General features: G+C 69.6%; 24 protein-coding genes. 9 read left to right on the top strand and 15 right to left on the bottom strand.

Annotated elements, in window-relative coordinates; translation table 11 throughout:
• From IM787_RS06355 to IM787_RS06340, 4 genes are all read left to right on the top strand, one after another.
• Complete coding sequence (locus IM787_RS06355; protein WP_193675803.1) at positions 1-591, top strand: suppressor of fused domain protein; 591 nt, start codon at positions 1-3, stop codon at positions 589-591.
• 759 nt (positions 592-1,350) lie between these two features.
• Positions 1,351-2,106 carry a helix-turn-helix transcriptional regulator gene (locus tag IM787_RS06350; RefSeq protein ID WP_193675802.1) on the top strand — a complete coding sequence of 252 codons (756 nt, stop codon included), beginning with the start codon at positions 1,351-1,353 and terminating at the stop codon, positions 2,104-2,106.
• A 47-nt stretch (positions 2,107-2,153) separates the two neighbouring features.
• Complete coding sequence (locus IM787_RS06345) at positions 2,154-3,071, top strand: DMT family transporter (protein ID WP_193675801.1); 918 nt, start codon at positions 2,154-2,156, stop codon at positions 3,069-3,071.
• A gap of 36 nt (positions 3,072-3,107) precedes the next feature.
• Positions 3,108-3,473 carry a hypothetical protein gene (locus tag IM787_RS06340; protein WP_193675800.1) on the top strand — a complete coding sequence of 122 codons (366 nt, stop codon included), beginning with the start codon at positions 3,108-3,110 and terminating at the stop codon, positions 3,471-3,473.
• 36 nt (positions 3,474-3,509) lie between these two features.
• On the opposite strand, the gene IM787_RS06335 is transcribed toward IM787_RS06340, so the two are convergent.
• The 5 genes from IM787_RS06335 to IM787_RS06315 form a co-directional block, all read right to left on the bottom strand.
• The gene (locus tag IM787_RS06335; RefSeq protein WP_193675799.1) at positions 3,510-4,436 is read right to left on the bottom strand and encodes a LysR substrate-binding domain-containing protein; all 927 of its coding nucleotides are present in this window, start codon (positions 4,434-4,436) and stop codon (positions 3,510-3,512) included.
• Between the two features lie 13 nt (positions 4,437-4,449).
• Positions 4,450-4,605: a hypothetical protein gene (locus IM787_RS06330; protein ID WP_193675798.1), complete on the bottom strand. Its 156-nt coding sequence runs from the start codon at positions 4,603-4,605 to the stop codon at positions 4,450-4,452.
• A 230-nt stretch (positions 4,606-4,835) separates the two neighbouring features.
• A complete protein-coding gene (locus IM787_RS06325; protein WP_193675797.1) occupies positions 4,836-5,705 on the bottom strand; it encodes a CmcJ/NvfI family oxidoreductase in 870 nt (289 codons plus the stop codon).
• 95 nt (positions 5,706-5,800) lie between these two features.
• Entirely contained in the window at positions 5,801-7,024 is a 1,224-nt protein-coding gene (locus tag IM787_RS06320; RefSeq protein WP_193675796.1) for an MFS transporter, read from the bottom strand.
• 74 nt (positions 7,025-7,098) lie between these two features.
• Complete coding sequence (locus tag IM787_RS06315; protein WP_193675795.1) at positions 7,099-7,851, bottom strand: hypothetical protein; 753 nt, start codon at positions 7,849-7,851, stop codon at positions 7,099-7,101.
• 97 nt (positions 7,852-7,948) lie between these two features.
• Between IM787_RS06315 and IM787_RS06310 the strand changes: the two genes are divergently transcribed.
• Positions 7,949-8,815, top strand: coding sequence for an AraC family transcriptional regulator (locus IM787_RS06310; RefSeq protein WP_193675794.1), 867 nt, complete (start codon positions 7,949-7,951; stop codon positions 8,813-8,815).
• Here the strand turns inward: IM787_RS06310 and IM787_RS06305 are convergent.
• The 5 genes from IM787_RS06305 to IM787_RS06285 all read right to left on the bottom strand — a co-directional run bounded on the left by IM787_RS06305 (position 8,812) and on the right by IM787_RS06285 (position 11,238).
• The gene (locus IM787_RS06305; protein WP_193675793.1) at positions 8,812-9,126 is read right to left on the bottom strand and encodes a monooxygenase; all 315 of its coding nucleotides are present in this window, start codon (positions 9,124-9,126) and stop codon (positions 8,812-8,814) included. The two genes, IM787_RS06310 and IM787_RS06305, sit on opposite strands and share 4 nt — an antisense overlap.
• 22 nt (positions 9,127-9,148) lie before the next feature.
• Positions 9,149-9,397, bottom strand: coding sequence for a DUF2917 domain-containing protein (locus IM787_RS06300; RefSeq protein ID WP_193675792.1), 249 nt, complete (start codon positions 9,395-9,397; stop codon positions 9,149-9,151).
• 13 nt (positions 9,398-9,410) lie between these two features.
• Positions 9,411-9,716 carry an NIPSNAP family protein gene (locus tag IM787_RS06295; RefSeq protein WP_193675791.1) on the bottom strand — a complete coding sequence of 102 codons (306 nt, stop codon included), beginning with the start codon at positions 9,714-9,716 and terminating at the stop codon, positions 9,411-9,413.
• Positions 9,717-9,749: 33 nt separating this feature from the next.
• Entirely contained in the window at positions 9,750-10,454 is a 705-nt protein-coding gene (locus IM787_RS06290; protein ID WP_227494146.1) for an RraA family protein, read from the bottom strand.
• 85 nt (positions 10,455-10,539) lie between these two features.
• Complete coding sequence (locus tag IM787_RS06285; RefSeq protein ID WP_193675789.1) at positions 10,540-11,238, bottom strand: hypothetical protein; 699 nt, start codon at positions 11,236-11,238, stop codon at positions 10,540-10,542.
• 232 nt (positions 11,239-11,470) lie between these two features.
• Between IM787_RS06285 and IM787_RS06280 the strand changes: the two genes are divergently transcribed.
• Entirely contained in the window at positions 11,471-11,971 is a 501-nt protein-coding gene (locus IM787_RS06280) for a DUF4262 domain-containing protein (protein ID WP_193675788.1), read from the top strand.
• Positions 11,972-12,011: 40 nt separating this feature from the next.
• Here IM787_RS06280 and IM787_RS06275 read toward each other — a convergent pair whose 3' ends face one another.
• The 5 genes from IM787_RS06275 to IM787_RS06255 form a co-directional block, all read right to left on the bottom strand.
• Complete coding sequence (locus IM787_RS06275) at positions 12,012-12,938, bottom strand: dihydrodipicolinate synthase family protein (protein ID WP_193675787.1); 927 nt, start codon at positions 12,936-12,938, stop codon at positions 12,012-12,014.
• Positions 12,935-13,822: an SMP-30/gluconolactonase/LRE family protein gene (locus IM787_RS06270; RefSeq protein WP_227494145.1), complete on the bottom strand. Its 888-nt coding sequence runs from the start codon at positions 13,820-13,822 to the stop codon at positions 12,935-12,937. Before IM787_RS06270 ends, IM787_RS06275 begins: the two co-directional genes overlap by 4 nt.
• Positions 13,819-14,583 carry an SDR family NAD(P)-dependent oxidoreductase gene (locus tag IM787_RS06265; protein ID WP_193675785.1) on the bottom strand — a complete coding sequence of 255 codons (765 nt, stop codon included), beginning with the start codon at positions 14,581-14,583 and terminating at the stop codon, positions 13,819-13,821. Before IM787_RS06265 ends, IM787_RS06270 begins: the two co-directional genes overlap by 4 nt.
• 38 nt (positions 14,584-14,621) lie before the next feature.
• The gene (locus tag IM787_RS06260) at positions 14,622-16,352 is read right to left on the bottom strand and encodes an IlvD/Edd family dehydratase (protein WP_193675784.1); all 1,731 of its coding nucleotides are present in this window, start codon (positions 16,350-16,352) and stop codon (positions 14,622-14,624) included.
• Positions 16,353-16,462: 110 nt separating this feature from the next.
• Entirely contained in the window at positions 16,463-17,425 is a 963-nt protein-coding gene (locus tag IM787_RS06255) for a LysR family transcriptional regulator (protein ID WP_193675783.1), read from the bottom strand.
• Between the two features lie 235 nt (positions 17,426-17,660).
• Here IM787_RS06255 and IM787_RS06250 point away from each other — a divergent pair, with 235 nt between their 5' ends.
• Genes IM787_RS06250 through chvE form a run of 3 tightly spaced genes read left to right on the top strand, consistent with a single transcriptional unit; the run spans position 17,661 to position 21,184 of the window.
• Complete coding sequence (locus IM787_RS06250) at positions 17,661-19,097, top strand: aldehyde dehydrogenase family protein (protein WP_193675782.1); 1,437 nt, start codon at positions 17,661-17,663, stop codon at positions 19,095-19,097.
• Positions 19,098-19,134: 37 nt separating this feature from the next.
• The gene (locus tag IM787_RS06245) at positions 19,135-20,097 is read left to right on the top strand and encodes an ABC transporter substrate-binding protein (protein ID WP_193675781.1); all 963 of its coding nucleotides are present in this window, start codon (positions 19,135-19,137) and stop codon (positions 20,095-20,097) included.
• A gap of 22 nt (positions 20,098-20,119) precedes the next feature.
• Complete coding sequence (chvE, locus tag IM787_RS06240) at positions 20,120-21,184, top strand: multiple monosaccharide ABC transporter substrate-binding protein (RefSeq protein ID WP_193675780.1); 1,065 nt, start codon at positions 20,120-20,122, stop codon at positions 21,182-21,184.

Genomic DNA, 21,184 nt, shown 5'->3' with positions numbered 1-21,184 from the left:
ATGAGTGACGCTCCTTCGACGAGGCATCTTGCTCTGGCGAGAAAGGCTGTCAACGGCTTTGGCTTTGCCGGCGATCCTGTGGTCGTGAGATATTGGGACGATCAGCGCGTGGGTGCTATTGACATCCTATCGGTCAGAGGCAAGCCAGCTGCAGGAATTACCTCCTACTCAACAATTGGTCTGTCAGATCACGCGGTGGTGAAGGATGGTAAGCCGTTTCCACTGCGGTTTGAATTTCTGGGGGCTTGCGGCGCCGACTATCCGGACTTTGCCAATGCGCTTTCGACTGCGGCTTTCTGTGTGATCAACTCTAAGTGGTTCTGCGCGCCAGGAATGATCTTCCCGGATATTCTTGAGATGCATCGACTGTCGTCGACATTGAGCGATCTTTATTTCGTTCCGCCATTCCTTTGGAATGGGTCTTTCGACAGTGAGTTGATCGAGGGCATAAAAACGGCTTGGCTGCTGGCCGTACCCATATCGAAAGCTGAAACTGAGTTTGCCCGTAAGTATGGGCCTGCCGAGTTGGAAAAGAAGCTCGAGGAGTCGCGGATCGACATGTTCGATCTGCAGCGTCTCTCAGTCATCTAAACCCGGCCCCTGGCCTTACCATGCGATTGGCTGCATGGCGAGATCCTCGGTCCTTCAGCGCATCCAGCCGTGAGCTCCGATTGGCGGCGAGTTCGCGCCCGCGCAGCAAGGCGCTCGAGGGCCTTGCTGCTGCGTTTGGAGCGCGCGGCCTGCACGCGGTTGATCTGCGTCAGTTGCACTTGCACCAGGCCAGCCAGGGCTTGATGGGTGAGGCCGCGCTCATGCGAAGACCGCCAGAGCCGCTGCGCGAAATCCATGTCTAGCGATCAAGCCGTGGCGTGAATGGCATTCACTCTGACCAATTGCGAGACGCTGCTGGGTTGGCGTCGTTTGCCCGAGAGCAAATAGACCCACGTCCGTTGGCGTTGAGCGTGCACTCACTGCCGATGGAGCGGCAGATGTTGGCATGTACACGACAACGACAACGATACGTTAAAGCTCTAGAGATGTGAACGTCTGCCCGTACCTCTTGGCTTCTGTGGCGAGCCGACAACTTCAAGTAAATGCGCGCGTTGAGAGCTACTTCTTGCCTCACCCGAAGGTGAGTCCGTCCAGTTCAAGAATCTCGCAGGCAAGACGATTAGGACGGGATACTGGCATCGCACACATTAGGCGGATTAATCGACTACGCGGCAATTTCAGCGGAAGGTTCGACCAGAGCGGGATCGGGAACACGGCGACCATCCGGAAGCGGAGGACATGATTATCACGAAACCGCGCATTGCGGCCTTTTTTTGCGGGGTCGCGCTACGATCCACTATGCTCATCACCCGCCAGCTCTGTGCTTCAGACGGCAGTACGCACGTCGAGCGGATCAGAGCCGCTCCTCACGGCGCGGATTGGGGACCATTGCACGAAGCGACGCAATGGCGATGCGTCCTTCCCGGCCACGGGCACGTGTATTGGCGCAATGCACGCGAGTTCGTGTACGTCGATGCCCTCACCGCCTTCCGCCTGTCGCCGGGCGACACCTACCAACTGCAGCACCGCGGCACACGCGACCACCACGTCCTCTACAGCGGCACCCGTCAGGTCGTTGCCTCCACCGGCCGGGCGTGGCTGCTGCGTCCGCGTGAGTTGTTCGAAGTGAAACGCGCCCTCGCGCAGTTGCGGCGCGGCGAGATCGATGTAGCGAGCGCCGGCGCTGCGGCCCGGTCGGCGGTGGAGCGCGCCGCCTCTCTGCAGGTCGCCGAGCCTTCGCTGCCCGTCCTTCGGGCCAGGCAATCCGTCGCGTCGGCCGGCGCTCGGCACCTGGACGTGCAGGCTTTGGCGGAGGAGGCGCGTTGCTCGCCTTTCCACCTGGCGCATCTCTTCCGCCGGCACCTCGGCACCAGCCCGCACCAGTACCGGCTGCACCTGCGCATCGCCGATGCATTGCAGCGGCTGGAAGACGGGGGCACGCGGCTCGCGGACCTGGCCTTCGATCTCGGGTTCAGCAGCCAGAGCCACTTCGGCCAGGCCTTCCGGCAGGCGGTGGGCTGCACGCCGCGCCAGGCGCGCACCGCGCTGCGATAGCAGGATTTCGATAGACCGCCGCGACCGTTACGCCGGACACTGGCGGCATGCAGCAAGTCATGTGGACAGGCGTGGCGGCGGCGCTGGCGGCGGCGTTGCTCGGCTCCGCCTGGCAGTTGCTCACGCGCCATGGCGTCACCACCACCCTCGGCCCGATCGAGATCGCGCTGCTGCGGTACGGCATCCCCGCGCTCGTGCTGTTGCCGGTGCTGCGTCGCGTGGGGCTGCGCCCGGCGGGTCTTTCGCGGTGGCGGCTGCTGGCCCTGGTGGCCGGTGGCGGCTTGCCGTTCGGGTTGCTGGTGCTGGCCGGCGCCCAGCTCGCGCCCGCGGCGCACATCGGCGTCTTCATGGCGGGCACCATGCCGGTGTTCACCGCGCTCGCCTGCCTGCTGTTGCTGGGGGAGGCGATCCCGGTTATCCGCTGCATCGGCTTCATGTTCATCCTGGCCGGCGTGGCGTGGCTGGGCCTGTCGGGGGCGACGCTGCTCCCCGGCGCGTGGCGCGGCGACCTCCTGTTCCTGCTCGCGGCCGTGGCGTGGGCCGGCTACACGGTGGCCTTCCGCGGCAGTGGCCTCACCGCGTGGGAAGGCGCCGCCGTCGTCAATGCATGGTCCTCGATCGGCCTGCTGGCGCTGCTTCCCTGGACGGGCGCGCCGCGCCTGCTCACCGCACCATGGAGCGACGTGGTGCTGCAGGCCCTGGGCCAGGGCGTGCTGGCCGGCCTGCTCGGGCAGGTGGTCTACATGGCGGCCGTGTCGCAGCTTGGCAGTTCGCGCGCGGCGCTGTCGTCCGCGCTGGTGCCGCCGATGACGGCCCTGGGCGCGAGCCTGCTGCTGGGCGAGCAGGCCGACCTTTCTACTTGGATCGCGTCGGCGCTGGTGGCCTGCGGCATCGCACTGGCGGCGCTGGCCGGGTCTCGTACGTCGGTGGCTGCGGCGACCGTCGCGAAGAGCAGTTCCGCCTAGGCGCCACGGCGGCGTCTGGGCCGATAGACTGCGGGCGTGCAGAGCTACCTGGTCCCCCTGGCCCTCGTCGGCGCGATCGCCTGGATCGGCAAGCCCGCGTGGTGGGCCACCTCCATGCTGGCGGGCGGCGCCATGTTCGCGTGGGACTACCTGTGGGGCGAGTGGCGCGTGCTGGACGGCCGCTATGGCCTCAAGCTCGCGGGCGTGGGGCTCGTCCTCATCGGCGCTTCCCTGTGGCTCGCGCACGGGCTCGGCGTCACCCTGGCGGAGTTCCTGGAGTTCGCGCGCTACATGCGCCGCCGGGAGGGCGTGCTCTACCAGCTGCCGGCGATCGGGGTCGGCATGCTGCTGTACGGCCTGCTGGTGTGGAGCAGCGCCTGGGCTCGGCAGCGGGACGAGTGATCTTCACGCCACCCGGCAGCCGACCGGGTTACGCCGTCAAGCCGCTTGCCTCCCGGCTTCGGGCCGCCGCCACTGCCGCACCTGCGCCGCCTCCAGCTGGATCCATTCCGCCACCTTCAGCACCTCGTCGCGCGGCGCTTCGGCGGCGGCCAGCAGCCAGACCGCATAGGGGCTGGGCTGCGGCGTGCACGGCAGGTCCACGATGGCGAGCTGCTCGCTGTCGATCAGCGACTGCAGCAGCTCGATGCGGCCGATGGCCACGCCCTGCGCGGCGATCGCGGCCTGGATCACCTGGTCGTACTGGTTGAAGTGCAGCACCTGGCGGCGGTCCTTCTGCCAGCGCTCGTCGTCGAACCAGCGGCGCCACTGCAGCCAGGGCCGCGTGTTCTCGTACTCCAGCAGCGGGCAGGCCTCGCCGCGGCGCAGCGCCTGCGCCAGGCGCGGGTGGGCCACCGGCGCCAGCGTCTCGTCGAACAGGCGCACGGCGTTGGGCGGCACCGTCGTCTCGCGGGCGTAGCGCACGGCCAGGTCGATGCCTTCGCCGCGCAGGTCGCTCACCGTGTTGTTCGCGGCCAGCCGCACGTCGATGCGCGGATGCCGCTCCTGCAGGCGCGACAGGCGGGGCAGCAGCCACAGGCCGGTGATGCCGATGCTGGACGTGATGGTCACCGCGCCGTGCGCGCTGCCGCCGGGGATCTCGGCCGCGATGTCCTGCAGCTGCCGGATGGCGTGGTCGGCCGCGTGGAACAGGCGCTCGCCGTCTTCGGTGAAGGCCACGCCGCGCTGCTTGCGCACGAAGAGCGCGGTGCCGACCTGTTCCTCGAAGGTGTGGATCTGCCGGCTCACGGCGGACTGCGTGAGGCACAGGTCGTCGGCCGCCTGGGTGATGCTCATGCGCCGGCCGACGGCCACGAAGGCCTTCAGCAGGTCCAGCGAGAACAGGCGCACGAGCGGGACGGACATGGCCTTCATTCCATCACATCCGCCGCCGGGCGGCGATGCCGCCGCGCATGCACTGCGTGACGCGGGTCACATCCGGTTGGATTCCGTTGTGCATTCTTGCGGTGGCCTGCCCGGGCTTGGCTAGACTTCCGGACGACGCGCCCTTTCGCCACCGCATGATCAGCTTCACCCGATGTTCCTGTCCCACGGTCAGCCATGACCGCCTGCCCAGAAGCTGGTGGATGCGGCTGTTTCCGGGCTCGGCCTTCTATCAGTGCATGTGCTGCGACCGCCGCATGCTGATCCGGCCGCGGTCCAGGACGGAAGGCACGCGCACTGCCGACGGGCGAGGCTTGCGCCGGCCTTCCAGGTAGCGCGGCTTCCACCGCGCACCGATGGCGCGCCGGGTGCGCGCCTGCTTCAGTCATACACCACCAGGCAACGCAGCTCGATGCTTTCGCGCGGCGGCGTGCCGGGCGGCGTGTGCGGGTGGTCGAAGGCGGAATGCGGCGTGAAGCGGGCGACGTCCTGCGCGGAATCGAACTGCTTGAAGACCAGCGCCTCGTGCCTGTCCATCCCGGAGAAGAAGGTCCAGCGGTGGCCGGGGGAATGCGCGACGAAGTAGATCTCGCCGGTGCGCCGGGGGTAGAGGACTTCGGCCGTGACCAGGTCGTCGGCCGCCACGGTGCGCGCGTCGCACACGGCCAGCGGCGCGTCCAGCACCGGGCCGCGGATCGGGCGCCAGATGTTCACGATGCTGTAGCGGCGCACGGCGGCGCGCTCGGCGGGGTCGGTGACGACGAGGCCCAGGCGGCGGCGTCCCGAAGCCTCGGTGTAGTCGTTGTGGATGCGCCCGTTGGCGCCGGCGCGGCCCTGGTCCGGGCGGCCGAAGGTGAGCGGCGTGCCGTCCGGTTCGCGCCGCCGCAGCAGGTGGTCGAACACGTACGCTCGCGCGGCACCGGTCGCCGCCAGCGCCAGCTCGGCGCATTCGGCGTAGTAGGTGCCCGTCACCGCATCGTGGTCGAGGAAGTCGGAGACGGCCGACGGCGCATCCCACAGCTCGAAGCCTTCGCGGTGGACGGACGTCGCGCCGGGATGCCGCCGGCCATCGGCGATGCGCACGGTGCGGCGGTCGAAGTCCGCGCTCTCCCACGGCTCGCCCGCTGGCGGCGGATACGTGTAGCTGCGCGGCACGGAAGCACTGCGCACCACGTACGACAGCGCGGCGTGCACCGGCGGCCGGTTCGGATCGGCGAAGGTGGAACGTTGCGCGGCAACGGCGACGGCCATGGGGATCTCCTTGCTGGAGTGCCCATTGGAGACGGCAGCCGCGCGGCTTGGTGCGACGCTTCGTGCCGCCAGCCATGCGCGGCGGGAATGCCTGGCTACGGCGTGCGCAGCTCCGGCACGCGCTGCAGCCCGTTCATGCTCGACGCCAGGATCACCAGCGCCTGCAGCGTGAAGCCCGCCAGCGCCAGCCACAGGCAGGCCGCCTCGCCCCACAGGCTGCCCACCGCCGCGCCGATGCCGGCGCCCACCGGCCGCGCGCCGGCGTTCACGGTGAGGAAGACGGACCCGACGCGGCCCAGCAGCGTGCCCGGCGTGATGCCCTGCCGCAAGGTCGTCGTGGTCATCGTCCAGATGATGGGGCCGGCACCGAACAGGAAGAACGAGACACCCGCCAGCACGCCGGTCGGCACGAAGAGGGTGAGCACCATGGCCGTCGCGGCCAGCACCGACACAACCGGCCCGAGCTGCACGGCGCGGCCGAAGCGCATCGTGCCGACCACGCGGGGCGCAAACAGCGCGCCCACCACCATGCCGGCGCCGTAGCAGCCGAGGGTGACGCCGACGGCCTGCGCCGTCAGGCCCAGGGCGCGCAAGGCATAAGGCACGTACGCCGCTTGCAGCACGAACCAGGAGATGTTCCAGGCCACGCCGGTCAGCAGGATGGGACGCAGCAGCGCGTCGTGCCAGACGAAACGCAGGCCATCGCGGATCTCCAGCAGCGCATGCCGCGGCGGTGCCGGCGTGCGCGAGGGTTCCTGCAGCCGCCACAGCAAGGCCACCGCCGCGGCGGACAGCAGCGATGCGATGACGAAGGCCGAACTGGCGCCGGCCCACGCCACGAGCGCGCCCGCGAGCGCGGGGCCGCCGGCATAAGCCGCACTGCGGGCCAGCTCCAGCCGCCCGTTGGCGCGCGCGTGCAGTTCGCGCGGCACGATCGCCGGCACCAGCGCCGGTGCCGCCACGGTGAAGCCCACCGTGCCGAGGGCGCCGATGAAGCCGAGGACGGCCATGCCGGCGATGCTGATGTGGCCGGTGGCCACCATCAGGAGCAGCAGCAACAGCGAGACGGTGCGCAGCACCTCGGAGGCCAGCATCACCCGGCGGCGCGGCAGGCGGTCCGCCAGTAGGCCCATCGGGATGGACAGCAGCAGGAAGGGCAGGGTCTGGACGGCCGCCAGCAGGCCGATCTCGCCCGGGCCGGCGCCGAGCGCGAGCACCGCCGCCAGGGGCACGGCGGCCAGGCTCAGTTGCTCGGCGGATTGCGCGCCCAGGTTGGCGGCCGCGAGGTTCCGGAACGACCGGGGAAACTTGTCCGTCATGGAGCGGATCATGCATTCCCCGGCCGGCGGCCACCGGCCGCTTTCGGACACGCGACTCGCGTGTCGATGGAGCGTCAGCGGTTGACCTTGCCAGGCAGCGACAGGTCGCGCGAAGCGACCTTGAACACGTTGCTCACGCAAAGCAGCGGCGCGTGCACGCTGGCATTCACGCGCAGCGCCGCGGTGACGCCGTCGAAGGCGGCGGACTCCACGGCGCCGATCTCGTCGAACGGCACGCGCACTTCGAGGGTGCCGTGCCGGAAGGTCGGGGCCCAGCCGGGGCTGTCGATCAGGATCGGCAGGCCGGGCCACGTCTTCGGCAGGCGCGGCTTGCTGCCCGCGGGGATGTCGACGACCTTGAGTGCGTCCTTGCCGCAGGCGGCGTCGGGCTGCAGCACGACCCAGTGCGAGTGCCAGACGTTGCCGTCGTTGGCCGGGTCGCCGTCGCCGTTCTCGTCGAACAGCGGCGTGTCGTCGAAGTCGGGATGCGAGGTGACGGCGAAGGCCAGGATGCCGGCCTTCGGCTCGAAGCCCACCGTGGCGGGGTCGAGGCTGGTCGGCCAGACATAGGAGAACACCGCGCTGCCCGCGAGCTTGCCGGAGCGCGCCGGCCGCGTGGCACCGGCGCGGCCCGAAACGGCCATGTGGAAGACGGCGGTGTTGCCTTCGGTGCGGATCTTCGTGTGCACGATGTCGAAGGGCGCCTGCACCGCCTTGGCGGCGTCGGAGGCGATGCCGCCGTGGTGGCCGGTGCCGTGCGCGAGGGCGTGTCCGGCGAACGAGGCGGAGAGGGCGAAGCAGAGGGCAAGGAGCGGGGTCCGTGGCATGGCGCAGTCTTCGGGGTGGTTGGTGAAAGGGCAGTGTCCTGCGCCGGTCCGCATTCATTGATACATTCCATGCGGAAGACATATCCATTCGTCCCGCATGCCACCGCCCGAATCCATCGATCGCCTGTCCGGTCTCCTTGAACGCATGCGCATCCAGGCGCAGCTGCACCACGCCGGCGCGCTGTGCGGCCTGAATCACTTCGACGCTTGCGAGGGGCACGGCTACCTGCACGTGCTGCGCCGCGGGCGGTTGGAGGTGCGGCACCCCGGTGCGCGCGGGGTGCCCCGCGCGATGCACTTCGAGGTGCCGACGCTGCTGTTCTACCCGCTGCCGTTCACGCACCGCTTCCACAACCCGCCGGCGGACGGCCCCGACTTCACCTGCGCGCGGGTGAGCTTCGCGGGCGGCGCGGGCAATCCGCTGGCGCGCGCATTGCCCGCGCTGGTGGCGCTGCCGCTGGCGCGCGTGCCGGGGCTGCAGGCCACGCTGGACCTGCTGTTCGCCGAGACCGACCGCGTGCAATGCGGGCAGCGCCTGCTGGCCGATCGGCTCTTCGAGGTGCTGGTGCTGCAGTTGCTCCGCTGGTTGCTGGACCACCCCGAAGAGGCGCGCATCCCGCCCGGTCTCATCACCGGCCTGTCGCATCCGCGGCTGGCACGCACTTTCACCGCGCTGCACGAAGCGCCGGGTGAGCCGTGGACGCTGGAGCGCATGGCGGAATGCGCGGGCATGTCGCGCACGGTGTTCGCCAGCACCTTCCGTGACGTGGTCGGGCAGACGCCCGCGGACTACCTGGCCGGCTGGCGCATCGCGCTGGCGCAGGAGCGGCTGCGCGAGGGCCGCTCCATCAAGGCGCTGTCCGAGGAGCTGGGCTACGCCAACCCTTCCGCGCTTTCGCGCGCCTTTGCCGCGCGCACGGGGCTGTCGCCGCGCGCGTGGCTTGCAACCGCGGCGGCGCCCTAGCCGCCGGCCAGCGTTTCCTGCGCCACGTTGTCGACCACGACGGGGCTGTCGAAGTAGGTCACCGAAGGCGGCGTGCCGTACTTGCCCCGCACGAAGGCGCGCCAGGCGTCCGTGTACAGCGCTTCCGCGGCCGCGCGCGACGTCCAGAAGTAGACGCCGCCGGCGGTGCGGCCGTCCTCGGACAGCAGGTAGTGCTTGCGCAGCAGCCCCGGCACGCCCCGGTAGGTCGGTGCCGTGGCGAGGAAGATGTCGCGCGCCTGTTCGCGCGTGATGGGTGCCGGCAGGGCGAAAGAGGTCAGGGTGACGATCATGGCAGCGCTCCGTGGTGCGTGGTCAGGTGCCCGGCCGCACGGACAGGCGCGAATCGTGCATGGCGTGCACGAGCGCGCGGCGCGCGCGTTGCACGGTGAGGCTCTCGCCCGAGCGCAGCACGACGTCGCGCGCGTCGCCGCCCGTGACCCACAGTGCGCCCGCATGGCACGTCACCTGCGCGCCGTCGCCGTCGCACACCCACAGCACCTTGCCGCGCCCGAGTTCGAGCACGACGTGTGCGCTGGTGTGCAGCCGGACGCCTCGTTCCATGGGCCGTCCTCCCTCAGGCCAGCACCGGCCGCAGGAACGTCCGCTCGAAGCTGAGGATGCAGCGCGTTTCGGCGTGGTAGCGCATCGCGGCCTGGCAGTCCGGGTCGTCCGCTGCGCGGGCGCGGTACTCCTCGTAGGCGGCCAGGGATGGAAAGGAGAACAGCGCGACCGCGATGTCGTTCGCGCTTTCGTGCGGCAGGAAGTAGCCGTGGTGCGTGCCGCCGAACCGGGCGACCAGCGGCAGCCACATGCGGGCATAGCGCTCGAACTCGGCGAGCTTGAAGGGGTCGATCACGTAGCGCAGGTGGCAGGTCACCATGGGGGTTCTCCAGGCAGTAGGGGGAAGGCAGTATCAGACTTCCCCGGCGGCGGCGATGTCCTTGAGGTGCTGGCGGAACCCGTAGCCCGGGTCGCGCTGGCGCCTTCGCAGGTACTCCGCGAAGCGCACCTGCTCGCGATAGCCGCGGCCTTCGCGCATGGCGCGCAGCTGCCGGGCCTCGGTGTCGCGGTACGCCTGCGCGGCCTCGACGATCTCCTCCAGCCCGTCGCGCGGGAGGAACAGCACGCCGTTCGCGTCGGCCACCACGACGTCGTCGGCCGTGATCGCATGCGTCCCCACCATGGCGCGGGTGAACAGGTCCGGCGGCCTGGCGTGCAGGCGTTGCGGACCGGTCGGCAGGGCGCCGAGGCTGAAGACGGGAAAGCCGATCTCGCGCAGCTCCGCGCCGTCGCGGTGCAGCCCCCAGATGACCATGCCGGCCACCCCCGCGGCCCGCGCCTCCAGCAGCACGATGTCGCCGATGCACGCTTCGTCCAGGCGGCCGCCGTTGTCGATGACCATCACGTCGCCGGGCGAGACGTGGTCGAGCGCTTCGAGGAAGACGTCGATGCTGCCGACGTGGCGTACGGGCCGCGCACGGCCGCGGCATGCCATGCCGGGCACGAGGGGCTGCAGCGCGGAAGGAGCGACGCGGACCGGCACGCCACAGCGCAGGCAGCCGTCGGCGAGATGGGGGCCGGTGAGCGCGTGAAGGGTCGGGGGCAGGGCGTCTTGCATGGCAGGGTCCATGGTGACCGTGCCATGCGGCGTGCGGCATGACGTTTGGCGCCGTGCGCCATGCCGCGCGGGAATGCGAAGGAGGCTAGCGCGTGAGTTGCGCCGTCTCCGTGCGGGTGCGGCTGACGCCGTCCACCACCATGCGGGACCCGGTGGCCACCAGCACCACCTCGCCGCCCAGCTCGACGTAGGTGTGCCCCGGGGGCGCCGGCGGCAGGACGGCCAGCACGCCGCGCGGGACCAGCGCCGCCACCGCGTCGCGCGGCACCGGCTCGCCGATCTTCCACTTCACGGCCGGCCGCATCACCGGGTGCTGCTCGTAGTACTTGTGCACGGCGTTGCGGTGCCGCGCGGCGATGTAGGCGCCTTCGCCGAGCGGCTTGCGCGCCAGGCGCTTGCCCTCGCCCACTTCGCTCAGGCGCGTGTTGGGATCGGCGCGGTCGTCCACGGCCTGCTTGGCCTCGCGCGGCGCGGTGGATGCCGGCGCCGGTGCGGCCACCGCGGCCGCCGCGCCCAGGGTGGCCGTGGTCACGGCCGCGTGCTGCGGCGCCACCGCGAGGGGCTTGGCCGCGGCGGGCTTCGCCGCCACCCGCTTGGCGGGCGCCGGCTTCGACGGGATGGCTTTCGGGCGCACGTTCTTCAGCGCACCGAGCTGGTCGAGCGGCCGGCCGATCACGGCGGGCGCGATCGGGTCGGGCATCGGCGACTCCGCGATGGCGAACAGCGGTTCGGCGAACAGCAGGGCGGCGGCGGACAGCAGCGGCAGGCGGAAGATGGCGTGCACGGCGTTTCCTCTTCGCGGTCTAGGCATGGCCTTGCACTTTGAGGTCAGCCGTGGGGGCGGGGCTGTCCGCCGGCATCCACCGCTGCAGTCGGACTCGGCCGACTGCGCGCCAGCGTCCAAGCTTAACCACCAGGTCTATGACCCGCTAGGTCGTGAACGGCCGGGAGCTGGACAGCGGTGACCTTTCTCTTCGTTATGCTCGACCCTCCCCCACGGAGACAACATCGCATCGATGACCCAGCGATTCACCCGAGCCCAACGCGCGGCGCACGAAAACCACATCGGCAGCAGCATCGCGGAGTACGGCTGCTTCGTCCTCTCGGTGTTCGATCCGGACGGCGACGAGGCGCCCTTCAGCTATTCCGTCGGCATCGCCATGGACAGCGGGCATCCGGAAGTGATCGTGTTCGGGCTCTCGCCGAAGCTGGGCGCTTGGGTGGTCAACGAGTACAACCGGCAGGTGCGCGCGGGCAAGAAGTTCCGCCCGGGCGTGGCGTACCGCGGATTCCTCGAGGGCTTCCCGGTCTACGTCGAGCCTGCTTCGCCGCGCAAGGCCGCGAACTTCATGTTCGCCTGCAACCGGCTGTACGGCGACTTCGGCTACCCGGTGGTGCAGGTGGTGATCCCCAGCACGGCCGGCGCGTGGCCGTGGGAGAAAGCCGCGCCGCGCGCGTTCCGCAGGATCCAGCCGCTGATCTGCCAGCCGGCGGCGAGGGAGTCGTCCCGCCGGTGACGAGGCTTCTTGCGACCGCCTTGAACGCAGCCAGGTGAAGCTACTTCGCCCAGCGCAGCACGAGCGGGTCCAGCCGGCGCGCGGTCCGGATCAGGCCCTCGCGTGCCGCCGGGTGCAGCGACGGGAAGGGATGGCGCGGGTCCTCGCAGGCGATGACGCCGCCTTCCTTCATCAGCGCCTTGGCCGTGAGGATGCCGCACTGCCGGTTCTCGTAGTTGATGAGGGGCAGCCAGCGCTGGTACGCCAGGGCAGCCTCCTCGTGCCGGCCCGCGCGCCACGGGTCCATGATCTGGCGGATGCCGTCGGGAAAGCCGCCGCCGGTCATCGCGCCGGTGGCGCCGGCCTCCAGGTCCGGCAGCAGCGTGATGCCTTCCTCGCCGTCCCACGGACCTTCGATCGCGTCGCCGCCCAGCTCGATCAGCTGGCGCAGCTTGCCGGCCGCGCCGGCTGTCTCGATCTTGAAGTAGCGCACCCGCGGCAGCTCCTGCGCCATGCGCGCGAGGAAGGCGGCGGACAGCGGCGTGCCGCTGATGGGCGCGTCCTGGATCATGATCGGGATCGTGAGGGCATCGGAGAGCGCGGCGAAGAACGCATGGATCTGCGGCTCCGTCACGCGCAACGTGGCGCCGTGGTACGGCGGCATCACCATCACCATCGCCGCGCCGGCCTGCTCCGCATGGCGGCAGCGTTCCACGCACACCCGCGTGCCGAAGTGCGTGGTGGTCACGATCACGGGCACGCGGCCGGCCACGTGCTGCAGCATGGTGTCGGTGAGCACGCGCCTTTCCTCATCGGAGAGGCTGAACTGCTCGGAGAAGTTCGCCAGGATGCACAGGCCATCGGCGCCGGCCTCGATCATGAAGTCGAGGCAGCGCTTCTGGCTTTCGAGGTCCAGCGCGCCGTCGGCGCCGAAGGTGGTCGGCACGACGGGAAAGACGCCTTGGTAGCGGGGCGTGGGGCGGGTCATGGTCGGGTTCCTGCAAGGACGAAGCGCGATTCGGGCAGCCCGTGCCAGCCGGGCTGCATCTCGAGCACCCCGCCGGCGGCGGGTTGCTGCGCGAGGGCCTCGGGCCGCAGCCCGATGCGCGCCGAAGTGACGTAGAGCGTGTCGAGGGTGGTGCCGCCGAAGGCGGGACAGGTCGGCCGCGTGGCGGGCAGGGCGATGCGGGCGGTCTCGCGGCCTTCGCTGTCGTAGCGCACGACGCACCCGCCCTCCCACTGCGCGTTCCAGAGGCCGCCGTTCGCGTCCACGGTCGACCCGTCGGGGTAGCCTTCGCTGGCCGCAAGCGTCACGAACACGCGTGGCGCGCCCACGCGGCCGTCGGCGGCGTAGTCGGCACGGAAGATCGTGCGGGTCGGCGAATCCGCGTAGTACATCGTCCGGCCGTCGGGGCTGAAGGCGATGCTGTTGGCCACGCCGGCGGGCGGAAGCGGCAGGCGTTCGATGCGCAGGTCGCCGTGCACGCGGTAGAAATGCCCGACCGGCGCTTCGGCCGTGTTGAACATCCCGAAGACGAACCGGCCCTCGCGGTCGCAGCGGCCGTCGTTGATGCGCAGGCCTTCCGCCGGCGGTGCGTCCAGCGGCACGATCGGCGAGAGCGCTTGGGTCTCGGGATGGAAGAGGGCGATGCCGGTGGCCAGGCCCAGCAGCAGGCGGTCATCGCCCGCACAGAACGCGAAGCTGCCCACGCGGTCCGGCAGCGTCCAGTGCCGCAGGCTGCCGTCGGCCGGCCGCCAGCGGCTGAGCGTGCAGCTCTGGATGTCGGTCCACCAGAGGCTGGCGCTGCGCTCGCACCACAGCGGGCATTCGCCGAGGGTGGCGCGGGCGTCGACCCGCAGCGCTGCGTTCAAACCCAGCCCCCGTCGACGATGAAGTCCTGCGCCGTGCACATGGCGCTGTCGTCGGCGGCGAGGAACAGGGCCATCGCCGCGATGTGTTCCGGCTGCAGGGGCTGGTTGATGCACTGGTTGCGCGCGATCTCGGCACGCCCGGCGTCGTCGACCCACAGGCGCAGCTGCTTGTCCGTCATCACCCAGCCCGGCACCAGCGTGTTGACGCGGATGTTGGCCGGCCCGAGCTCGCGCGCCAGGCTGCGCGTGAGGCCCTGCACCGCGGCCTTGCAGGTCTCATAGACGGGCAGGCCGGCCTGCTTGGCCATCCAGCTCATGGAGCCGAAGTTCACGATCGAGCCGCCGCCGGCCTCGCGCATGCCTTCGCACACCGCGCGGGCGGCGAAGAACTGGTGCTTCAGGTTGACGGCGACGCTGGCGTCCCATGCGTCCGACGTCGTTTCTTGGATCGTGTGGCGGCGGTCGTTGGCGGCGTTGTTCAGGAGCACGCGGATCGGGCCGAAGCGTTCGCGCACCTGCGCGACGGCGCGGTCCAGCGCCGCGATGTCGGTGAGATCGGTTTCGAGGAACAGCGGCGCGTGCGCGCTGCCGGCCAGGCGCTCGGCCAGCGCCAGCCCGGCGTTCACGTCGATGTCGATGAAGCCCACGCGCGCGCCCTGCGCGGCGAAGTTCTCGACCAGGCAGGCGCCGATGCCGGTGGCGCCGCCGGTGACGAGGACGACGCGGTCGCGCAGGCTGGGGTAGAGGGCGGAAAAGGACATGGCAGGCTCCGTGCGATGCGACAGGCGGGATGATGCACTCAGTGCGAGTGGCGGGGAACCTCGGCGCCGCGGCAACCGACGAGGAAGTCGAAGTCGCAGCCTTCGTCGGCCTGCAGCACGTGGTCGACGTAGAGGCGGGCGTAGCCGCCGCCCTTGGGGGCGGAGGACGGCGCCGGGACGGCCAGCCGGTCCGCCAGCTCGGCCTCGGAAATCTCCAGCTGCAGGCTGCCGGCGTCGCAGTCGAGCGCGATCCAGTCGCCGTTGCGCACGGCCGCGAGCGGCCCGCCGGCGGCGGCCTCCGGCGCGACGTGCAGCACGACGGTGCCGTAGGCGGTGCCGCTCATGCGGGCGTCGCTGATGCGCACCATGTCCTTCACACCCTTGCGCAGCAGCTTGGGCGGCAGGCCCATGTTGCCGACCTCGGCCATGCCGGGATAGCCGCGCGGGCCGCAGTTCTTCAGCACGAGGATCGAGCCTTCGTCGACTTCGAGCGACTCGTCGGCGATGCGTGCCTTGTAGTCGTCGAAGTCCTCGAACACCACCGCCCGGCCGCGGTGCTTGAGCAGGTGGGGCGAGGCGGCCGAGGGCTTGAGCACCGCGCCGCGCGGCGCCAGGTTGCCGCGCAGCACGCGGATGCCGCCGTCGGCGATGAGGGGCTTGGCCAGCGGGCGGATCACCTCCTCGTCGTAGTTGGGGGCCTCGCGCACGTTGTCCCACAGGCTGCGGCCGTTGACGGTGAGCGCATCGGGATGCGGCAGCAGGCCGTTCTCGCCCAGGCGGCGCAGCACGGCCGGCAACCCGCCGGCGTAATAGAACTCCTCCATCAGGAAGCGGCCCGAAGGCATCAGGTCCACCAGCGTCGGCACGCCGCGCCCGATGCGCGTCCAGTCCTCCAGCTCCAGCGGCACGCCCATGCGGCCGGCGATCGCCTTGAGGTGGATCACCGCGTTGGTCGAGCCGCCGATGGCGGCATTGGCGCGGATCGCGTTCTCGAAGGCGGCGCGCGTGAGGATGCGCGACAGGCGCAGGTCTTCCTGCACCATCTGCACGATGCGGATGCCGGACATGTGCGCCAGCACGTAGCGGCGCGCGTCCACGGCGGGGATGGCGGCGTTGTGCGGCAGGGCGGCACCCAGCGCTTCGGCCATGCACGCCATCGTGGAGGCCGTGCCCATGGTGTTGCAGGTGCCGGCCGAGCGCGACATGCCCGATTCGGCGGCCAGGAACTGGTGCAGGTCGATCTCACCGGCCTTGAGCGATTCGTGCAGCTGCCACACGGCCGTACCGGAGCCGATGTTGCGTCCTTGCAGCTTGCCATTGAGCATCGGCCCGCCGCTGACGACGATGGCGGGCAGGTCGCAGCTGGCCGCGCCCATCATCAGCGCCGGGGTGGTCTTGTCGCAGCCGGCCAGCAGCACCACGGCGTCGATCGGGTTGCCGCGGATCGCCTCCTCGACGTCCATGGAGGCGAGGTTGCGCGTGAGCATCGCGGTCGGCCGCAGGTTCGATTCGCCGTTGGAGAAGACGGGGAACTCCACCGGGAAGCCGCCGGCCTCCAGCACGCCGCGCTTGACGTGTTCCGCGATCTTGCGGAAGTGGGCATTGCACGGGGTCAGCTCGGACCACGTGTTGCAGATCCCGATGATGGGCTTGCCCTGGAACTCGTGGTCCGGGATGCCCTGGTTCTTCATCCAGCTGCGGTACATGAAGCCGTTCTTGTCGGCTGTCCCGAACCACTGGGCCGAGCGCAGGGGTTTGCGGTCGGTCATCGCTATGCGGCCTCCGGTCGTGCTTGGGAACCGGAGACTAGGGCGATCGCGGCCGCGGCACCAATGAGTTCTTGGGCCGCTGCGATACCGGAATGGACATGGCAGGCGTCCTAGATGCCGGCCTCGAGCGCCACGCCGTACAACTCCGCCGACGCGGCCTTGATCGCATCCAGCATCACGTGGGCGGCCGGCGACAGCGGCCGGTCGGTGCGGGTGATGAGGCCGAAGGCGTCCATGCGGCAGGGCAGCTCCGCCGGCAGCACGCGCACCACGTTGTGCCGCTCGTAATAGCGTCCGACGTCGCCGGCCAGCAGACCCACCAGGTCGCCTTCGCCGATCATCTTGGTGACGAACAGCAGGGAACTGGTCTCGATCAGGTTGGTGGGCGCCTGCAGGCCGGCTTCGCTGAACATCAGGTCGAAGCGGTGCCGCATGACGCTGCCCTCGGGCGGGACGATCCAGCCGCAGCCGCTCAGGTCGCGCAGCGTGGGCTGGTGCAGCGCGAGCAGCGGATGCCCGGGGCGGACCACGGCGACCACCGGCTCCTCCGCCAGCGCCTCGAAGCGCACGCTCGACTTGTCGTGCTTGGCGAAGAGCCGCGCCACCAGCAGGTCGATCTTGCCCTGTTCCATGCGTTCCATCAGCACGTCGCTGCCTTCCACCTGCAGCGAAATGCGCAGCGTCGGGTGCGTCTGCTTCACCCGCGAGATCGCCTGCGGCAGCAGCACGATGCCCGGGGTGGTGATCGCGCCCACGCTCACTTGGCCGAACTGGCCGGTCTTGAGCGCCTGCACTTCGTCGTGCGCCTGGTTCAGGCTCGACAGGGCCACGCGCGCGTGCCGGATCATGGCCTCGCCGTAGACCGTGGGCCGCATGCCGCGTGGCAGGCGCTCGAACAGCGGGACGCCGAGCACGTCCTCCAGGTCCTTCAACAGCTTGGAGGCGGCCGGCTGCGTCATGTTGAGCACTTCGGCGGCGCGGTGGATGTTGCCTTCCTCCGCCAGCGAAACCAGCAGCAGCAGCTGCCGCGTCTTCAGGCGCGCCCGGATGAACCAGTGGCTGTAATTGATCATTGCAAAGTGCTTCTTCTTGGGCGCCTCATCGATAGCAAACTGTATATGGCTCGGCGGTGCGAAGCCATCCCGCGCGTATCGCGGAGGACATGGAACGGGCCGATCTCCCCTGGGAGACGCCGGCCACTACGGGTTTTCATGGATGCGAATTCCCGTATGGCAACGCGCCGAATAACTATTGGCGGCACTTCCCGCACCTTCCTACCATCCGCTCCACTTCAAAGAAGCAGAGCCGATGCAGGAGATCCTTCGCAACTACATCAACGGCGGCTGGGAAACCGGCGCGACCACCGGCTTGAGCGAGAACCCTTCGGACCTCGCCACGCCGGTGGCCGAATACGCCCGGGCCGACGCGCGCCAGGCGCAGCAGGCGGTGCTGGCCGCGCACGACGCCGCGGCCTCGTGGGCGCTGTCCACGCCGCAGCGGCGTGCCGACGCGCTGGACTTCGTGGGCAGCGAGATCCTGGCCCGGAAGGACGAACTCGGTGCGCTGCTGGCGCGCGAGGAGGGCAAGCCGCTGGCCGAGGCCACCGCAGAAGCGGCGCGTGCCGGCAACATCTTCAAGTTCTTCGCCGGCGAGGCGCTGCGCATCACGGGCGACAAGGTGGCCTCGGTGCGTCCCGACATCGACGTCGACGTGACGCGCGAACCCGTGGGCGTGGTCGCCATCATCGCGCCGTGGAACTTTCCCCTCGCGATCCCTGCCTGGAAGATCGCGCCGGCCCTGGCGTACGGCAACGCCGTCGTGTTCAAGCCGGCCGAACTGGTGCCGGCCTGCGGCTGGGCGCTGGCGGAAATCCTCAGCCGCGCCGGCCTGCCGGCGGGCGTGTTCAACCTCCTGAATGGCAGCGGCCGCCAGGTGGGCCAGGCCCTGATCGAGCATCCGCTGGTCGATGCGATCACCTTCACCGGCTCCGAAACGGTGGGCGCGCAGGTGCGGCAGCAGGTCGCCTCGCGCGGGGTGAAAGTGCAGCTGGAGATGGGCGGCAAGAATCCGCTGGTGGTGCTGGGCGACGCGGACCTGGACCGCGCGGTGGAATGCGCCGTGCAGGGCGCCTTCTTCTCCACCGGCCAGCGATGCACCGCGTCCAGCCGCCTCGTCGTCGAACGCACGGTCTACGACGGCTTCGTCAGCCGCATGCGCGATCGCATGAAGCAGCTCAAGGTCGGCCCGGCGCTGGCCCGGGGCACCGACATCGGTCCCGTCGCCAGCAAGCCGCAGCTGGAACAGAACCAGTCGTACCTGGAGATCGGCCGCGCCGAAGGCGCCGAACTGGTCGCCGGAGGGCGGCTCGTGGAATGCGAGACGGCCGGCCACTACATGAGCCCCGCCCTGCTGCTGGGCGCGCCGGAGCACCGCACCGCGCGCGAAGAGATCTTCGGGCCGGTCGCCACCGTGCTCAAGGCGGACAGCTACGAGCATGCGCTGGCGCTGGCGAACGACACGCCCTACGGCCTGTGCGCCGGCATCTGCACGACCTCGCTCAAGCGCGCCTCCCACTTCAAGCGCCACGCCCAGGCCGGCATGGTGATGGTCAACCTGCCCACGGCCGGCGTGGACTATCACGTGCCCTTCGGCGGCCGCAAGGGATCGAGCCACGGCCCTCGCGAACAGGGGCGCTATGCCGCGGAGTTCTACACCACCGTGAAGACCGCATACACCTGCGCGTGACACGGCGACAACCCTCGAAAACCACCAGGAGACAACCATGACCCTCGACCGCAGAACCGTCCTTGCCGGCGGCGCCGCCTTCACGCTGGCCGCCGGGATCCCCCGCGCCTTCGCCCAGAAGAAGATCGTGCTGGGCTTCTCGCAGATCGGCGCCGAAAGCGAATGGCGCACGGCCAACACCGAGTCGATCAAGTCCGCGGCCAAGGACGCCGGCATCGAGCTGAAGTTCGCGGATGCGCAGCAGAAGCAGGAGAACCAGATCAAGGCGATCCGTTCCTTCATCGCGCAGAAGGTCGACGTGATCGCCTTCTCGCCGGTGGTGGAGACCGGCTTCGAGACGGTGCTGCGCGAAGCCAAGGCCGCCAAGATCCCCGTGATCCTGACCGACCGCGCCGTGAACGTGAAGGACCAGTCGCTGTGGGTCAGCTTCATGGGCTCGGACTTCACCGAGGAAGGCCGCAAGGCCGGCCGCTGGCTGGTGGAGAAGATGAAGGCCGAGAAGGGCCCGGTGAACATCGTCGAGCTGCAGGGCACGGTGGGCTCCGCCCCCGCCATCGACCGCAAGAAGGGCTTCGAGGAGATCATCAAGGCGGACCCGAAGTTCAAGATCGTGCGCAGCCAGACCGGCGACTTCACGCGTGCCAAGGGCAAGGAGGTGATGGAAGCCTTCCTGAAGGCCGAGGGCAAGAAGATCAACGTGCTCTACGCGCACAACGACGACATGGCCATCGGCGCCATCCAGGCCATCGAGGAGGCGGGGCTGAAGCCGGCCAAGGACATCGTGATCATCTCGATCGACGCGGTGAAGGGCGCCTTCGAAGCCATGATGCAGGGCAAGCTGAACGTCAGCGTCGAGTGCAGCCCGCTGCTCGGCCCCCAGCTGATGCAGGCCGTGAAGGACGTGGTCGCCGGCAAGCCGGTGCCCAAGCGCATCGTCACCGAGGAGGGCATCTTCCCGATGGAAGTCGCCGCCAAGGAATTCCCGAAGCGCAAGTACTGATCCGCACCAGGGAGACAAGGGCATGAAGCTGATGAAATTCGCGGCCGCGGCGCTGGCCGCCGGCGCCCTGCTGCTCGGCCTGCCGGCCGCGGCGCAGGACAAGGGCACCATCGGGATCGCGATGCCGACCAAGTCGTCGTCGCGCTGGATCTCCGACGGCGAGAACATGGTGAAGTACCTGCGGGAGAAGGGCTACCGCACCGACCTGCAGTACGCCGACGACGACATCCCGAACCAGCTGGCGCAGGTGGAGAACATGATCACCAAGGGCGCCAAGGTCCTGGTGATCGCCGCCATCGACGGCACCACGCTGTCCGGCGCGCTGCAGAAGGCGGCCGACCGCGGCATCAAGGTGGTGGCGTACGACCGCCTGATCCGCGGCTCGAAGAACGTGGACTACTACACCACCTTCGACAACTTCCAGGTGGGGGTGCTGCAGGCGAACTCGATCGTCGACAAGCTGGGGCTCAAGCAGGGCAAGGGTCCCTTCAACATCGAGCTCTTCGGCGGCTCGCCGGACGACAACAACGCCTTCTTCTTCTACGACGGCGCGATGTCGGTGCTCAAGCCCTACATCGACTCCGGCAAGCTGGTGGTGCGCAGCCGCCAGATGGGGATGGAGAAGGTCGGCACGCTGCGCTGGGACGGCGCGGTGGCGCAGTCGCGCATGGACAACCTGCTGTCCGCCTTCTACGGCAAGGACAAGGTGCACGCGGTGCTGTCGCCCTACGACGGCCTGTCGATCGGCATCCTGTCCTCGCTGAAGGGGGTGGGCTACTGCACGGCGCAGCAACCCTGCCCGGTCGTGAGCGGGCAGGACGCCGAGATCCCGTCGGTGAAGTCGATGCTGCGCAACGAGCAGAGCTCGACGGTGTTCAAGGACACGCGCGAACTGGCGAAGGTCACCGCCAACCTGGTCGATGCGGTGGTCTCGGGCAAGCAGCCCGAGGTCAACGACACCAAGACCTACAACAACGGCGTGAAGGTCGTGCCGTCCTACCTGCTCAAGCCGGTCGCCGTGGACAACGCGAACTGGAAGAAGGTGCTGGTGGACAGCGGCTACTACAAGGAAAGCCAGCTGCGCTGA

Origin of the sequence: Ramlibacter pallidus (assembly GCF_015070875.1) — a bacterium.
Classification (GTDB): Bacteria; Pseudomonadota; Gammaproteobacteria; order Burkholderiales; family Burkholderiaceae_C; genus Ramlibacter; species Ramlibacter pallidus.
Note: the sequence above shows the minus strand (reverse complement) of the source record. Positions and strands in the feature narration are given on the sequence as shown.